The sequence below is a fragment of the Streptomyces sp. NPDC096136 genome, from assembly GCF_044763325.1.
Lineage (GTDB): Bacteria > Actinomycetota > Actinomycetes > Streptomycetales > Streptomycetaceae > Streptomyces.
Genome location: NZ_JBIWFZ010000013.1, coordinates 36,139 through 50,218 on the forward strand (window position 1 = coordinate 36,139; position 14,080 = coordinate 50,218).

At 69.8% G+C, this 14,080-nt stretch carries 13 protein-coding genes and 2 pseudogenes; 7 read left to right on the top strand and 8 right to left on the bottom strand.

Annotated features, from left to right (window positions below; all coding sequences use genetic code 11):
* Positions 1-352 precede the first annotated feature (352 nt).
* Complete coding sequence (locus tag ACIRBY_RS24945; protein ID WP_403904084.1) at positions 353-670, top strand: nucleoside triphosphate pyrophosphohydrolase; 318 nt, start codon at positions 353-355, stop codon at positions 668-670.
* Between the two features lie 88 nt (positions 671-758).
* On the opposite strand, the gene ACIRBY_RS24950 is transcribed toward ACIRBY_RS24945, so the two are convergent.
* The 3 genes from ACIRBY_RS24950 to ACIRBY_RS24960 are packed head-to-tail and all read right to left on the bottom strand — an operon-like array spanning position 759 to position 2,763.
* Complete coding sequence (locus tag ACIRBY_RS24950; protein ID WP_403904087.1) at positions 759-1,598, bottom strand: methyltransferase domain-containing protein; 840 nt, start codon at positions 1,596-1,598, stop codon at positions 759-761.
* Between the two features lie 6 nt (positions 1,599-1,604).
* Positions 1,605-2,042, bottom strand: coding sequence for an endonuclease/exonuclease/phosphatase family protein (locus ACIRBY_RS24955; protein ID WP_403904090.1), 438 nt, complete (start codon positions 2,040-2,042; stop codon positions 1,605-1,607).
* Between the two features lie 28 nt (positions 2,043-2,070).
* Positions 2,071-2,763, bottom strand: a complete 693-nt coding sequence (locus tag ACIRBY_RS24960; RefSeq protein ID WP_403904093.1) for a LysR family transcriptional regulator — start codon at positions 2,761-2,763, stop codon at positions 2,071-2,073.
* Here ACIRBY_RS24960 and ACIRBY_RS24965 point away from each other — a divergent pair.
* Positions 2,750-2,911 carry a hypothetical protein gene (locus tag ACIRBY_RS24965; RefSeq protein WP_403904096.1) on the top strand — a complete coding sequence of 54 codons (162 nt, stop codon included), beginning with the start codon at positions 2,750-2,752 and terminating at the stop codon, positions 2,909-2,911. The genes ACIRBY_RS24960 and ACIRBY_RS24965 overlap by 14 nt on opposite strands.
* A gap of 190 nt (positions 2,912-3,101) precedes the next feature.
* Here the strand turns inward: ACIRBY_RS24965 and ACIRBY_RS24970 are convergent, their stop codons facing one another.
* Entirely contained in the window at positions 3,102-3,290 is a 189-nt protein-coding gene (locus ACIRBY_RS24970; protein ID WP_403904098.1) for a hypothetical protein, read from the bottom strand.
* Between ACIRBY_RS24970 and ACIRBY_RS24975 the strand changes: the two are divergent.
* From ACIRBY_RS24975 to ACIRBY_RS24985, 3 genes and pseudogenes are all read left to right on the top strand, one after another.
* Positions 3,263-3,781 (top strand): annotated as a pseudogene (locus tag ACIRBY_RS24975) (PP2C family protein-serine/threonine phosphatase); the annotation flags it as partial. The gene ACIRBY_RS24970 and the pseudogene ACIRBY_RS24975 sit on opposite strands and share 28 nt — an antisense overlap.
* A gap of 355 nt (positions 3,782-4,136) precedes the next feature.
* Positions 4,137-4,493: a hypothetical protein gene (locus ACIRBY_RS24980; RefSeq protein ID WP_403904101.1), complete on the top strand. Its 357-nt coding sequence runs from the start codon at positions 4,137-4,139 to the stop codon at positions 4,491-4,493.
* Between the two features lie 450 nt (positions 4,494-4,943).
* Positions 4,944-5,486, top strand: coding sequence for an SMI1/KNR4 family protein (locus tag ACIRBY_RS24985; protein ID WP_403904104.1), 543 nt, complete (start codon positions 4,944-4,946; stop codon positions 5,484-5,486).
* Between the two features lie 258 nt (positions 5,487-5,744).
* Here the strand turns inward: ACIRBY_RS24985 and ACIRBY_RS24990 are convergent.
* Positions 5,745-5,882: pseudogene (locus ACIRBY_RS24990) on the bottom strand (transposase); the annotation flags it as partial.
* 687 nt (positions 5,883-6,569) lie between these two features.
* Between ACIRBY_RS24990 and ACIRBY_RS24995 the strand changes: the two are divergent.
* Positions 6,570-7,577 carry a hypothetical protein gene (locus ACIRBY_RS24995; RefSeq protein ID WP_403904107.1) on the top strand — a complete coding sequence of 336 codons (1,008 nt, stop codon included), beginning with the start codon at positions 6,570-6,572 and terminating at the stop codon, positions 7,575-7,577.
* A gap of 158 nt (positions 7,578-7,735) precedes the next feature.
* On the top strand, positions 7,736-8,131 hold the full coding sequence (locus tag ACIRBY_RS25000) for a CocE/NonD family hydrolase (RefSeq protein WP_403904110.1): 396 nt from the start codon (positions 7,736-7,738) through the stop codon (positions 8,129-8,131).
* A 154-nt stretch (positions 8,132-8,285) separates the two neighbouring features.
* Here ACIRBY_RS25000 and ACIRBY_RS25005 read toward each other — a convergent pair whose 3' ends face one another.
* From ACIRBY_RS25005 to ACIRBY_RS25015, 3 genes are all read right to left on the bottom strand, one after another.
* Positions 8,286-9,518, bottom strand: coding sequence for a phosphatidylserine/phosphatidylglycerophosphate/cardiolipin synthase family protein (locus ACIRBY_RS25005; RefSeq protein WP_403904113.1), 1,233 nt, complete (start codon positions 9,516-9,518; stop codon positions 8,286-8,288).
* A 196-nt stretch (positions 9,519-9,714) separates the two neighbouring features.
* On the bottom strand, positions 9,715-10,788 hold the full coding sequence (gene zapE / locus ACIRBY_RS25010) for a cell division protein ZapE (RefSeq protein ID WP_403904115.1): 1,074 nt from the start codon (positions 10,786-10,788) through the stop codon (positions 9,715-9,717).
* Between the two features lie 42 nt (positions 10,789-10,830).
* Positions 10,831-13,431: a PEP/pyruvate-binding domain-containing protein gene (locus ACIRBY_RS25015; protein ID WP_403904118.1), complete on the bottom strand. Its 2,601-nt coding sequence runs from the start codon at positions 13,429-13,431 to the stop codon at positions 10,831-10,833.
* Positions 13,432-14,080 lie beyond the last annotated feature (649 nt).

Sequence of the window (14,080 nt, forward strand, 5' to 3'; positions counted from 1 at the left end):
GTGCAGCTACCTTCGCGCCGTCCAGGCCGGGGACGTCCCAGCCGCCCGCGGGTTCGCCGACGCCGAGCCGCGGATGGCCGAGCTGCTCGTCGACGTCGTCGAGCGGATCGTCGTCCCCGTCACCGCCCTGCCCGGCCCGGGGGCCAGCGAGCCGACCACGGAGATGTTCGCCCTGTGGGGAGTCAGTCCTGGGCAGGGTGCTCCTCACCAGCGCGCACACGGATCCGGAGGACTGACCACTTCGGGTGGGATTCCTGGTTCTGATGGCGCCGGATGAGGCGTCATCTCTACGCTCGAACAACATGTGGCCGGCCGCGTGACCGGCCAAGGACGAACTGGTGCAGGAGAGTACGTGCTCACCACGGGCAAGCTGGTACGGGACCGAATCCCTCAGATCATCCGCGCAGACGGAGCCGAGCCGGAGGTCTACGTGGCCGAACCGGCCGAGTACCGGGAGAGGCTCCGCGCGAAGCTGGCCGAGGAGGTGGCGGAGTACATGGAGGCGGACGAGACCGACGCCCCCGAGGAGCTCGCGGACGTCCTCGAGGTCGCCTTCGCCCTCGCGGCGGACCTCGGCGTCGACTCTGCCCAGCTGGAGAAGATCCGGGCGTCCAAGGCCGAGCAGCGGGGCGGATTTTCGGAGCGCATTGTCTGGACCGGCAACCGTTGACCTGCGGCGCCAGTCCCGTAGCGCCGCTACAGCTCGGGCTTGACCAGCACGATGTGGCTCACCCCGGGCAGGGGAAGCCCGGCCCCCCTCACGGGGATGAGGCCGGCACGGCGGGCGAGCGCAGTGGTCTCCGCCGCGCTGATGCCGCGCTGGAAGGTCCCCTTCCCCTCACTTGACCAGTAGCCGTCGTGGTGGGCCTCCAGTTGCCGCCGGCGGCGGCCTTCGTGATCTCCTCGGGGGAACGGGTGACGACCACGACGTGCCCTCCGGGGCGTACGAACATGGCCGCGTCCTGCAGCGCGCGGATCCGCGCTCCCGGGTCGGGCAGCACGTTGAGGACGAACATCTGGGTCACCAGGTCGTAGCCGTCCCGCTCCGGGCGGGGCCAGCCGAATCCCTCGTGAGGGTCGTACCCGTGCGCGTCCAGCCCGGCGGCCCGGTAGTGGGCGACGTCGGCGCCGCGGCCGCACCCGTGATCGAGCAACGAACGGGCGCCCAGCGGGCCCGTCAGGTGACCGGTGACCGCACGGGCCGCCGGTGAGGCCGTCTGGCGGCTCATCGCGGTCTTGTGCGCCTGGTACGAGCGCGCGCCCGCGGCCGCCGGCTGCTGGCCCGTCAGGTCGCTGATCGCGAACAGGACGTCGTCCGGCTCCGCGACCTCTGGTGTGAGCGGCAGGTCGAGCAGGATCGCGGAGTGGTCGGTGAACGCCTCCGGCCCCGTACGGACCTCGTGCCGGGCCGCGACCGGGACGCCGACGGCCAGGTGGCCACTCAGCAGAGCCAGGTCACACCGGAAGCGGCTGAGCTTGCCGGTGAACATCCGCTCGAAGGTGAACTCCGCCTCCCCGTCCCCGCCGGTGGTGTCGACGAGCCACGCAGTCTGCAGCAGGTGCAGGAACGCCTTGCGCTCGATGTCCGCGGTGAACACGCTGACCTACCCGTCGTACAGCCCGTCCTGCGGCCGCGGCGCGAGGTTGAAGTCCCCGCAGATCATCAGCGGCCGCCCACCCTCGGCCGCCGCCAGCGCCGCCAGCGCCGCCAGCTCGCCAAGCTGGGTGGTGCGCGCCGCGCTGGTGTAGGCGTCGAGGTGAACCTGCAGGACGGTGAGCCAGCCCAGCTCCACTCGCTGCGCCCAGCCGGTCGGCGCAGAGGTGGCCGGGGTGGCGATGTCCTCACGGACCCAGGTGGCGAGGTGGCCGTTGCCGCCTGCGAAGACGTACCCGGGCAAGAGCGGTGGGCGCCGGTCGGCGGGCTTGTACGGCTCTTGCGCAACGATGACCGCGACATCGTGCCCGCGGAGCCAGGTGGCGAGCCGGGCCCGGGCGCCGTCCTCGCCAAGCCGCTTGTTGAGGTTGATCGAGGCCAGCAGCATCAGCAGTGCCCTTCGACGGACGGGATGGTCACAACGGGATCGGACGGCCGGAGGCGGCTTCCTCGCGGAAGGCCTCCCACAGCACGTTCAGCGGGTGCGAGACGTCATAGGTGTCCCGCTCACCCTTGCGCGCGAAGACACCAGAGACGAGTTGGAGCATGGGGTGGAAGTCGTCGGCGAACTCGACCAGGCGGAAGCCCTCGCCGCCGGGCAGCCGGCCCTCGACGGCCGCCTCGCCTATCGACCGGGCGCAGAGCATGCAGCCGCGGGTCATCTCGGAGCGCAGCAGGGCCAGCCCGTAGTAGACGTCGTCGATCTCCGCGACGACCTGGAGATGGGTGCGGAAGTCGGGCCCGTACCAGCGCTCGACGAAATCGGCGATCACCCCGCGGGAGGGGATGACCAGCGGCAGGTTCCGCAGCCGCTCGACGCCGACCCGCCTGGCGGGCAGCTCGCGGACAGACAGGTTCGTCAGGAGGGCGAGGCCTTCGCGGCGCCACTCCAGGAAGTCGTACTCGGGGGCGAGCGGGCCGTCCCCGACCGGCGCGGCCAGTCCCCCGCACAGCAGGTCCACCTGGTTGGAGTCGAGGCGCTGGCGGAAGTCACGGGTGCGTACGTGGACGACCTTGAGCTCTACCTCGCGCGCCATCAGCTCGAGCTCGACACGCTCCCACACCCGGGCAAGGAACGGCAGGGTGAACTCGGTGGTGCCGATGGTCAAAATGCTCCCCAGCCGGCGCCGGGAGTTCGCGATGCCGGTCGTGGTCAAACAGGGCCGCGGCCGCGATCTACTGTTCACCCCGACCGGACTCGAGGTCGTCGACAGAATCCGGACCACCTTCTCGGACTGGCTCCAGGCGGCGCCGTGACACCTACCCGGAAAGACGGCATCGTCCTGCAGCAGACGGACGTCACATCCTCCGCCTGTCAGTTCAGCTCAGCGCCCCATAACCCGGTGAACGCCGGTGTCGCCTGCCCACGCGGAATTCATGACGCCTATCAGCGCCCGGGCCCTCGCCGCCGAATCGGCGTGCGGGACCCGGTACGTGGTCCAGCGGGTCAGAGCGTGACCTTGACGTTGGCCTTGCTGCACTTCACACGCGGCCAGAAGTAGGAGTCATTGTCGTCGTTGTAGTTGAACGTGGCGTTGGTGTCGGACCAGTAGCCGCCGATCTTGATGGTGCCAGAGGTGCTGTTGGTCAGGATGTAGGAATGAATCCCCTGCTCTCCCTCGTCTGCGAACACCACGGTTCACCCTCGCCGGCGCCCTGGTGCCCGCCTCGGACATCGCCGGCGACACCTACGATTTCAGCCTCGACCAGTGCACACTGCCTGTCGATCACCGACGCGATGGGCCACGACGTCAGCGCCTCCCTGATGGCCACCCTCCTGGTCAACGCCGGTCACCTCTGGCCGCTGCGACTGCGCGAGGGTGCCGTGACCGAACTGAGCCTGACAGCGGACCTGCCCTTCGGCATCGCCAAGCAGGCCCCTACCGGGTCCAGGACCTCGACCTGCGCCCCGGTGACCGGCTCCTGCTCCACACCGACGGCATGCAGGAACGCGACGCCGAAACCGTCGACCTGCCCAACCTCCTGCGCAAGACCGCCGAGGAGCACCCCCGCGAAGTGGTACGCGCCCTGGTCGGCGCGGTCACCGACGCCTACGAGGGCCGTGCGCTCCGGGATGACGCCACCGTTCTGTGCCTGGACTGGCACGGCGCCCGCACCCCCGCCTGAGCCGACCCCTTCCACGAGTACGGGGCCGGCCCCGACCCGGGGGAGGTGGTCGGGGCCGGCGGGCGCCACGGTCAAGAGGCTGCGCGCGAGGTGTGGTCAGTGGCGGAAGGCGTCCTTGACGTCTTCTTTGGCCTGGCGGGCGTTGCCCTTGGCCTGCTCGGCGTGGGCCTTGGTCTTCTCGGTGCCCGACATGGGGACCTCCTCGTGTAGTACCGGATTGGTCGTGACACTCCTGTGCTCGCGATCACCGCTTTCAAACGTCATGGCGCCATGCGGGCTTTTATGCGGTAGGTGCGTAGTCGTTTACGTAAATCTGCGGATGTCCCATGTCGCCCTCAGCGGCACCATGGCGGGCATGACCACACCAGAAGCGTTGCCCCCGGGCCTGAACTGGGTAACGGCCGACAGGGTCGCCGCTCTCTGGATGGTCAGACGTAGGTTCGTGCCCCAGCTGGCCTCCACCCACGGGGTGGGGACCAAGGAGCAGAAGAGTTACGGAACCTTAGGTGAGAACACCTTCACCGTGTACTCCTACGCCGAGGTTCAGCGGGTGGTGGCGGAGCTCGAATCCGGTGAGGTGGTCCTAGACCTGTCCTGGCGGGTCGACACCAAGGAGGGGATAAGGGGTGCCCGGCGTGACACTCTGGCCACCTGCGGCTGCGTGGTGCTGATGCTCACGGTAGTCATCGCCGTCGCTGTGCTGTCGAGCTGAGCCCGGACGCGGCGGGGCATGCCGATGGGCCTGTGCGGCGCAGCCGGGGGCAGTGAGACCCGTTGCTGTGCTCTGTCCGCGTCAGGTGTGGAGGCGGCTGTTGGAGCCCTCGCGGTCGCCCGCGCTCTCGTCGTTGAACCAGTGAGCGTTTTCAGCTCCGCCACTCCCGGGCGACGCCATGGTCCTCGCTTGAGTCCTGGAAGCTCCTCGGCTGGCCCGTCAGCACGGTGGGATTTCTGTGAAAAGTCGCGGGCGGTCACTTCGCTGAAGGTCTGGCTCCGCACTTCGGGGCGGAAGACGATCGCGGGGGAGATAGAACGCATGCTCGAAGTATCATCCCTGCCAGGTTCTCCGGCCGGTGCTTCCCGACCTCCGCAGTGACGTAGTCGGACGGAGTCATCCCCGTGGAGAGGACAGAGAGCGATGAGTGTGGCTGAGAGTTGGTCGCGTGTGACGAGTCTGCTTCGGCAGCACGCGCCGGCCGATCACGCGGATCTGCCCGGGCCCGCTACGGAGCAGATGCTCGCGGCAGCCGAGGAACGGATGGGGATCTCCCTGCCTGCGGACCTGCGGACGTGGCTGTTGCAGAACAATCTGGATCTGCCGGAGGAAGATTTCGACGACGAAGTGCAATGTTGCGGTTTCGACGGGTTCCCCGACGAAGGGAGCTTCTTTCTGGGCATCCGGGCGGTGGAGAGCCTCTACGCGAACCGCTCCACGTCCCGCGGATTCGACCCGCCGGACCAGCCGGACTACCCGTTCTGGCGTAACGAGTGGATCCCGTTCCTGTCGGACCAGGACGGCTGGATGGGAAAGTTCATCGACGCGAGGGACGGACGTATCGGCAGATGGTTCGTGGGTGAGCCCACGGTCACCGGCGAGTACGAATCGATGGCTCACTACTTCGACTCCGTGGCGGAGGTGCTGACGAGGATCGGCGCGGGGGACTATCCGGTCTGTTCCGTTATCGAAGGGCGACTTGTCTGGACGTGAGACGGTTCCCCACTGGATGACGGCCATTGCCCATCCGTCCTTCCCCTGGAAGGGGAATGAGATTCACCAGCGTTGACGTTCCAGGGTGAGGATGGCTGCGGGCCTTGACCCCGGATTTTTAACACGTCTATGCGGCTTGGACCAGGGTAGTTGCTGCTACTTGGAAGTCGTTCTGGTAGGCGATCGGAGATCGTTGGCCGAGGCGGGAGTGCCGGCGTCGGGTGTTGTATCGGGTCAGCCAGGGCGGCGCCCGTCGGCGGCCCGGATCCAGTTCCGCAGCGTCTCGGTGTTCACCCCGAGATCACCGGCGACCGACTTGATCGTCGCTGCTGGCCTCGATCGGTACAACGCGACCGCGTCCGCCTTGAACTCGGCGGGGTAATGCTTCATCCCCACGGGGACCATCAAGATCCAAGTGTCTCCGGTGTCCAAAATCCAGGGTCAAGGCCCCCCGGACCTCACCCGCGTCCTCAGACCCGACCACCCCGACACCCTCACAGCCCGCAACCACCACGCCTGGTGGGTCGGCGAAGCAGGCGATCCCCCGCCGCGCGTGACCTCTACGCAGCTCTTGTCTCCGACTGCAGCCGAATCCTGGGAGCGGAGCACACCGACACGATCGCCTTCCAACAAAACCAGGCCTACTGGGCGCGGGAAGCGGCTCGAGTGCAGGGACTGTAGGACGGCATTGGGCGTCGCCCCACGCAAAAGGCGGAGGCGCGCTTCTGTGGCGATTCCGGCCGTCGCACAGGTGATAGGGATGCTGTTTCCCGTGCTCGCCTCTGCGTCTTTCCCGTTCTCGTGGCACCAGCCGCGCACTCAGCACCCGTCCTACCCCAGCCAGCCCACACCGGCGGACAGGCGCTCTCGACATCGCGTACCGCGTGTCGCTTGCCAGCGGGTCGGCTCTCAGGGTGGAATGCGGATCGGTCTCAAGGAGGCCGTGCCCCGGCGTCCGCCCGACCTTGAGGACGTCCTCAGCGGGGGCAGAAGTGGGCTCCGCCCACGCCGGCTGACTGCCATTGTCCGAGCCCGCGACCCGCCGCGAGCCGGAGTCGGGACGGTTCGACGGCCGAGGTACGCATGGCCACTACCGCGCTACAGCGTGATGCCGATCGGCTCGCCCTCTACACCGGTCTCCCTTACCAGAGTGCCCATCAGATCGCTGGAGCGATCCGGCGCAGGGCCGCGGTGATTCCCCGGCCTTCCCCGCAGCAGGAGCTGCTGGAGCGCTGGCTGTTCCGTCGCATCGCCTGGCCGATGTACGACCCGGTCCGTCCGTGGGGCATCACCTGGGTTCGTCCCGAAGCCGACGGTCTGACTGTCCACTGCGAGGGCGATTACATGGCTGGTGAGCTGGCTGGCCTGCTTCCTCCCAGGGTCACCTCCGACGGCCTGTTCTACGGCATTCCTGGCGCACGCTTCTCCCCTGCCTCGAAGAAGGGGGTCGAGATGATCCTGCCGGGGACCTCCGCCCGGATCCGGCTTGCCGGAATCGATCCGAAGGCGTGGAAGGCCGCGTGGAAGAAGGAACAACACGAAGCGGCGAAGGAGGGCGACGTCCTGTGCCACCTCGGGTCGCCTCACTCCTGGACGCACCGCGAACTGCTCTACGTGGCTGGTGCCGGAATCGGGGCGGTGCCCCGGTCCCGTCGCGCCGAGGCCTCCGCCTGGCTGGCCAGCGCCCTGCTCAGGCGGGTGGGCCTGTGGTCTGCCGCCGGGATCGCCCTGTCCACCACGTCCTGGACCAACCCCGAGAACGGTGGGAAGCAGTGGATCATCGAGCACATCCACCAGCCCACGCCCGACGCCCTCCACCACGACGAACTCGTCGGCCTCCTGACCGACCCGGAATGGGGGATGCGCGTCAAGGTCACGGACCGCTGGTGTTCGTGCGCCCGGCGGGGACAGATGTGCCTCGTCAAGCTGAGGAGCACCCAGGACAAGGCCGGCGAGCTGGAACTTCGCTTCCCCCGCAGGGAGACGCAACGCTCTGTGCAGGCGTGGGGTGGCGAGCTGCACGCGGCGAAGACCCTCGCTTCCATCGTCGCTCCCACACGGCTAAGGACCCGGGCGGGCTCAGCCTGCTGACGGGCCCGCAACTGTGCGTCAGCCTGAGATATGCCGTCGGGCCCTGCCGCCACGACCTCAGGGGCCCGAGGGCAAGGAGGGCCGGGTTGACCCCAGGGGTTCACACGGCCGCGGGCCCTCGCCCGCCATCCCCTGCGGCAGGCCCCCGCGACAACGGCATGCCGGAGGCCCGGGACGACGTCCTGGCCTTCACCAGCCCTCCGCTGACCGAAGCCGTGGACGTGCTCGGCCCGGTCTCCGCTCGGTTGAGCGTCTCCACCGACACCGGCCACGCCGACGTCTTCACCCGCCTGTGCGACGTGGACCCGCAAGGCCGCTCCGTCAACGTCTGCGACGGGCTGGGCCGGCTCCAGGCGGACGGCCAGGAGCCCACGCAGGTCACCGTGGCGATGGGTCACACCGCCCACCGCTTCGAGGCCGGTCATCGCATGCGCTGGCAGATCAGCGGCGGCGCCCATCCGCGCTACGCCCGCAACCCGGCACCGGACAGTCGCCGGTGGACGCCACCACTTTCACACCGGTGCACATCACGCTCCATGAGGACTCGGTGCTGATGCTTGCGACACCTGCTGACCGTTCCCGGCTCAGCCCCGCGGAGAACCGCTGACGAGCCGGACCCGACGGGCCCCCGATCGGCACCGTCGCCCTCGTCCAAGCCGACCGCGTTCGGGCGCGAGGCCCGCCTCGGCATGTTTCCGCGCGAGTCGTCTACCAGGCGGTGCAGTGCGGGCCGGTCTTGATGGTTTCGAAGTTCGCCTTGAAGGCGTCGTAGACGGCCGGATTGTCGATCTTCAGGAGGGTCTCGTCATTGGCCCGGAGGTTCGGGAGCGTGTAGTTGTGGCTTCCGGTGAAGACGAGCTTGCGGTTGGCTCCGCCCAGGTAGGTGCCTTCGATCAGCATGTACTTGGAGTGGATGCCGATGGTGCGGGAGGCACCGGTGCTGTCCACGGCCGTGCCGGCGCAGCGGGCAGCATAGGTGAGGTGTCCGGCGATCGAGCCCTGGACGGCGGTGCCGAGGTTGCCGTCCTCGCCGTTGTGGAGGAGTTCGACCCGGCAGCCGGCGTTCTTCAGGGCCACGAGCCTGTCGGCGACCTGGACGCGGGTGAAGGCGTACATGCCGATCCGGATCTGGGTGGCGCCGCCCGCGCAGTCCACGTTGTTCAGCAGGGACACGATGGTGTCGGTGCCGGCGTCGTTGTCGTACGTGGTGCCGGCCTTCTCCTGGCGGGGGAAGAAGTAGGTCTTGTAGGGGCCGGCGTCCTGGGTCTTGTAGTAGGTGGCCAGGCCCGTCCCGGTGGAGCCGTTGGTCTGCAGGTCCTGCCAGTAGGCGCGGTAGCCGGCGTAGAGGCCGGAGCCCGCGTCGGGAATCGTCACGGAGTTGTTGAACAGGTTCCGCCGCTGGCTCGTGGTCAGGTTCGCCGAGGTCTGGAACACCACGTTGTCGGTGCTGCCGACCTTGGAGAACAAGAAGAACTTGTTGTGGTTGATCGCGCCGGTGTCGCTGCTTCCGCCGAGGCTGCGGTTGCCGATGCAGCCCCGACTCACCGGGCAGGCCAGCACCCACGAATCCGCGCTGAGATCGGTGCCGAGACCGGTCGCCGCAGCGAGCATCGAGTACTCCGACCCGGTGGCCTTCCCGTTCGCATCCACGTCCGGGACCGCGTCCCCGTCCACGATGAGCTTGACCTTCACCCCGCGCTGCTGCGCGGCCACCAGCGCGCTGCTGACGCCGCCGTCGGTGATCAGGTAGACCGAGCCGTTGATCTCCGCGCCCGCCGGCGTCCGGTTGACCAGGGAGATCAGCTGGTTGCGAATCGCATCCTGCTGGGCCGTGGTCCCGGCCGGGTCGTTGAAGGTGGCGGTGAGGGCGACCGTGTCGTCCACGGCGATCGCCCCCGGCGCCCCGGGCAGCGAAGCCCCCATCACGAGAACCGCCGTCACCGCTGCACTTCGTATCCGCACGTCCCCACCCGACCTGAAGATCATTGAATCTGACGCCCAGGAACCTACCGGACCGCTGTTCGAGCTCTCCAAGCCCTCCCCTCGGGACGCGCCCGCCCTCGACCGGCTCACCGCCTGCTTCGGCCGCACCGTCCCACCCCGGCGGCCGCACACCCGGCTGCGTCGGCGGGCCGGCTCAGCTCGTCCGCCGGAGCATCGCGAGGCGGCTGGCCGTACGGTCCACATCGCGGGTGAGGGCCTGGTCGGCGGGGAGGGTGGCCAGGGGGTCGGCTCCGATGAGGACGAGCCGGATGTCGCGGTCGCAGGCCACGTCGACGATGTTCGCGAACCGCTGCCGTCCGTCTGCGGAGGCCTCGGCCAGCGGGGGCACACCGTCCAGGACCAGGGTGTCGAACCGTTCGGCGAGGGCCAGGTAGTCGGGCACTCCCGTCGCGGCCTCGCACAGCGCGTCGAAGGTGAACCAGACGAGGTCGCGGCGCACCGCGCGGGCCGGCAGCTCCCGCAGGTTGACCTGGACACCGGTGGCCTCTGCGGGGTCCGGGGCGGTGAGGCCCAGCGCATCCAGGCCGTTGCCGTCCGGGGGCACGCACAGTCCCGTCGCGAACCGGCGGCCGCCGTCCGCCGCCGCGGGCGCCTCGACACGACGGAAGTCCACCGGACCCGTGACGTCCATGACGTCCATCCGCTCCTCTATCAGGAGGATGGTCGGCTCGAACAGGTGATGGTAAAGCAGGTCCGGCATCAGTCCGGCCGGCGGGTAGTTCGAGGTGGTGACCAGGGTGATCCGGCGGTCCAGCAGCGTCCGGAAGAGGCGCGCGATCAACATCGCGTCACCCGCGTCGTGTGCGTGGAATTCGTCGAAGACCAGGACACGGCTGTCGCCGATCAGTTCGTCGAGAGCACCGTCCACGGCACTCTGCCCGTCGCGGCGGGCGTCCGGCCTGACCACCCCGTCGTGCAGCCGGCGGAAGAAGTCGTGGAAGTGCAGGCGGCGTTTGCGCGGGGTGGGCAGCCCTTCGTAGAAGGTGTCCACGAGCCAGGACTTCCCCCTGCCCACCGGGCCCCAGATGTAGAGGTCGCGAGGCGGTCTGGGGAAGGTCCAGGCCGGACGGGCGAGTTCGGTCGCCATGCGGGCCAGCCGTTCGATGGCGGCCTCCTGCGCGGGAGCGACCGAGAAGCCGCTTCGTGCGGCGGCCTCATGGAAGTGGCGGCGCATGGCTTGGGCGTGCTGGTGCACTGGCCGGTTCATCCGTTCGTGGGCTGGGGCGGGGGCACGGTGTTGGCGGAGGGATCAGGCGGGGCCGGGGGCCGTCGCCGCTTCCAGAACGTCTACGGTCCCGCGGCCGCCGTCCACCCGGATCCTGTCCCCCGTCCGGATCCGTGTCGTGGCGTTGCCGCAGCCGACCACGGCCGGGATGCCGAGCTCCCGCGCCACGATCGAGGCGTGCGAGAGGTTCGCGCCGACGTCCGTCACGATCGCCGAGATCCGCGTGAACAGCGGCGTCCAGCCGATGTTGGTCACCGTGGTCACCAGGATCTCGCCCGGCTGGACAGTCCCGGCCTGCTCGATGTCGGCGATGACCCGGGCGATGCCCTCCACCACGCCGGTGGACGCGGGCGAGCCCGCGACCACGTCCGCGGCGGGCCGCGCGTCGTGGGCATTGAAGAGGTCGGCCCGCCGGTTCGGGTCGGCGGCCCAGAGCGCGCCGGGTCGAACTCGCCCCGGATCAGGGTCGGGTAGACGGGGAGACCGCGGTACGCCTCGTACGCGGTACGCCTCGTACGCGGCACGGCGGGCCGGCACCGTCGCCAGCGGAGCCCGGTCGCCGCCGAGCACGGTGAGCATCTCCTCGCGGGACAGGAAGAACAGGTCCTCCCCCGCCCCGCTGATCTCGCCGGCGCGCAGGACGAACGTGCGCAGCAGCCAGAAGACCCGGGCCACCTCCGTGCGGGCGGCCTCGCGCAGGCGTGCCGAGGCCGCCCAGGTGTTCACCGCGGCGCGGATGCCGGCCGCCCGCCGGGGGTGTTCGGCGGCCAGGCGGTCCCACGCCGCTGCGCGCGCCGCCGTCTGCCGTCCGATCCGCAGCACGGCGTCCTCCTCCACGGTGCTCAGGGCGGCGAGGTGCCGGTCGATCCACCGTGCGTCCTCCGCGGGCCGCGGGAGGGACACCTCGAACTCGTGAGGGCCGCGGTGCCCGTACGTGCGGGTGTAGGTTTCGCGGTCGATCTCACCACGGGCGAGCCGTTCCAGGCCGAGCAGCGGCCCCATGCTGGCCAGTTCGCCCCCGTCGCCGAGACCGGTGGTCATCAGGTCGGCGTCCTCCTCGCCCACCAGGGACTCCAGGGTGCCGCGTACCTTGACCAGAGAGTCGCCGCCTTGACGGGTGGCGGCCTGGAGCATGTGGCAGCAGCGGCGGAAGTACGGGGCCACCTCCGACTCCCACAGCGCCGACAGGTCCTCTCCGACCTCCGCGGCGGCGACGCGGACGCGCAGGTCCTCGCAGCGTTCGGGCGCCTCCGCCAAGAATGCGGGCAGCTGCCTGCCGTTCGCACGGATGCGGCTCATCACCGCGAACGCCTCACCGATGGTGTCCCGCCAGACCCGCGGCCTGGACGCGTGCAGGAGCGGAATCACCACGTCCTCCGGCAGGCGCCCGAACACCAGCTCGTTGGCGCGGGCGAACTTCCGGCCCTGACCGAACGCGGCCGTGAGGGTGGCCGTGACGCTGAGGTTCATATAGAAGCGGCCGCCGATGTTCCCGTACATCGGACGACCCTCCAGGCTGGCGCCGACCATGACATCGCCCATGAACGCCTTCACGAACGACCAGGTCGCCGGCGTCATCACGTCCGGGACGGCCTCGCGCAGGTTGGCGCTCGTCCACAGCGAGTCGGTGCCGGTGCTGTCGTTCCACACTTCGGGCCGGGGCGTCGCAACCGTCGTGATCGGGCGCGCCTGGAGGATCCGGAAAGAACCTGCCTCGCGCGCCCACTCGACATCACGGGGCTCCCCGTACAGCTCCTCGATCGCGAGCCCGAGCCGAGCCAGGTCACCCGCCTCCGCGGCGGTGAGGACCGGAGCCTCGCGGAGGCCGGCGGGGACTGCCTGCTCGGCCGTGCCATCGGCCGTGGGTACGGTCGTCACTTCCTTCGAGGCGACACGTTCCTCCACGACGGACAGGCTCGCCCGGTCGACGACCAGGGTGTCCGGGGTGACCAGCCCGCTGACGACGGCCTCGCCCAGTCCCCAGGCCGCGTTGACCAGGAGCCGGTCGGATCGCCCGCCGAGTGGGTCGACGGTGAACATCGCCCCGGCGGCGTCGGCGGCCACCAGCTCCTGCACCACCACGGCAAGCGAGACGTCCTCGTGCGCGATGCCCGCCCGAGCACGGTACGCGAGGGCCCGGTCCGTCCACAGAGAGGCCCAGCAGCGGCGGACGGCTGCCAGGAGGGCATCCTCGCCCGTGATGTTCAAATACGTGTCCTGCTGGCCGGCGAAGGACAGGTCGGGCAGGTCCTCCGCCGTGGCCGACGACCGCACGGCGACCCTCCGGTGGCCGTCGCCGAGTTCCGCATACGCCTTCGCGACGGCCTGCTCCAGGGGGGCAGGCACAGGGCCCGTTGCGAACAGTGCCCTGATGCGGGCGCCTGCGCCGGTGTCCGCGAAATCGTCCGGTCCGGATGCGGCGGCGAGTTCCACACGGATGCGGTCCGCCACTCCGGTCGAGGAGACGAACTCCTCGTACGCGGCGGTCGTCACGTGGAACCCGCCCGGCACCGGCAGCCCGCCGCGGGCGAGCTCGGACAGAGCCGCCCCCTTGCCCCCGGCCGTCTCCAGTGTCGCGGCAGCAGCATCCAACGGCAGCACGAAGTCCATGATCTGATCACCCACTCGGGTTCCGAGAAGCATCATGATCACACCGCGGAACGCCTCGCCGACACCCCTTCCCCCCAACAGGTCCACCCGATCCGCATCACAGCCGAACCGGGAGGACTCGGCCACCCCACCCCGTGTTCGGCTCAGGAAGCACTCGGCCCGCCCACGGCCTCATCCGGGACGCCCGTGCCGATCCGGCTCGGCCACGGGACCGGCAGGAGCGTGGGGATCACGGCATGCGCCCGCATCCCGCCATCCCGCCCGGTTTCGCCGGGACGCATACGCCACGAGCCGAACCGGCACCGACTGCCGCCAGATCTTGTTCTTTGCGCACAGCACGACTCGCCTGAGCCCGCACGGCGTCCCTGTCCCGGCCCGTACCAGGGGCGAGGGCGCCCCGACACGCCTCCGGCCAGGTGAACCAGGAAGTTCTGGGCGGATCCCCGATCCACCGGGGTCAGCCGTTGACCAGGCGCCACACGCACACCGCACACCGCGCACCGCGCACCGCGCACCGCGCACCGTGCGCCGGGCAGCGGGCGGCGGGCGGCGGGCGCGGGCGTGGCAGGTGCTCAGGATCGTGGTGTGGATGGTGCAGTAGCACCGGCGCGGATCGGCGATGGCGGCCAGGCGGCCGCCTGCCAGGACCGGGTCGCCGACGCGG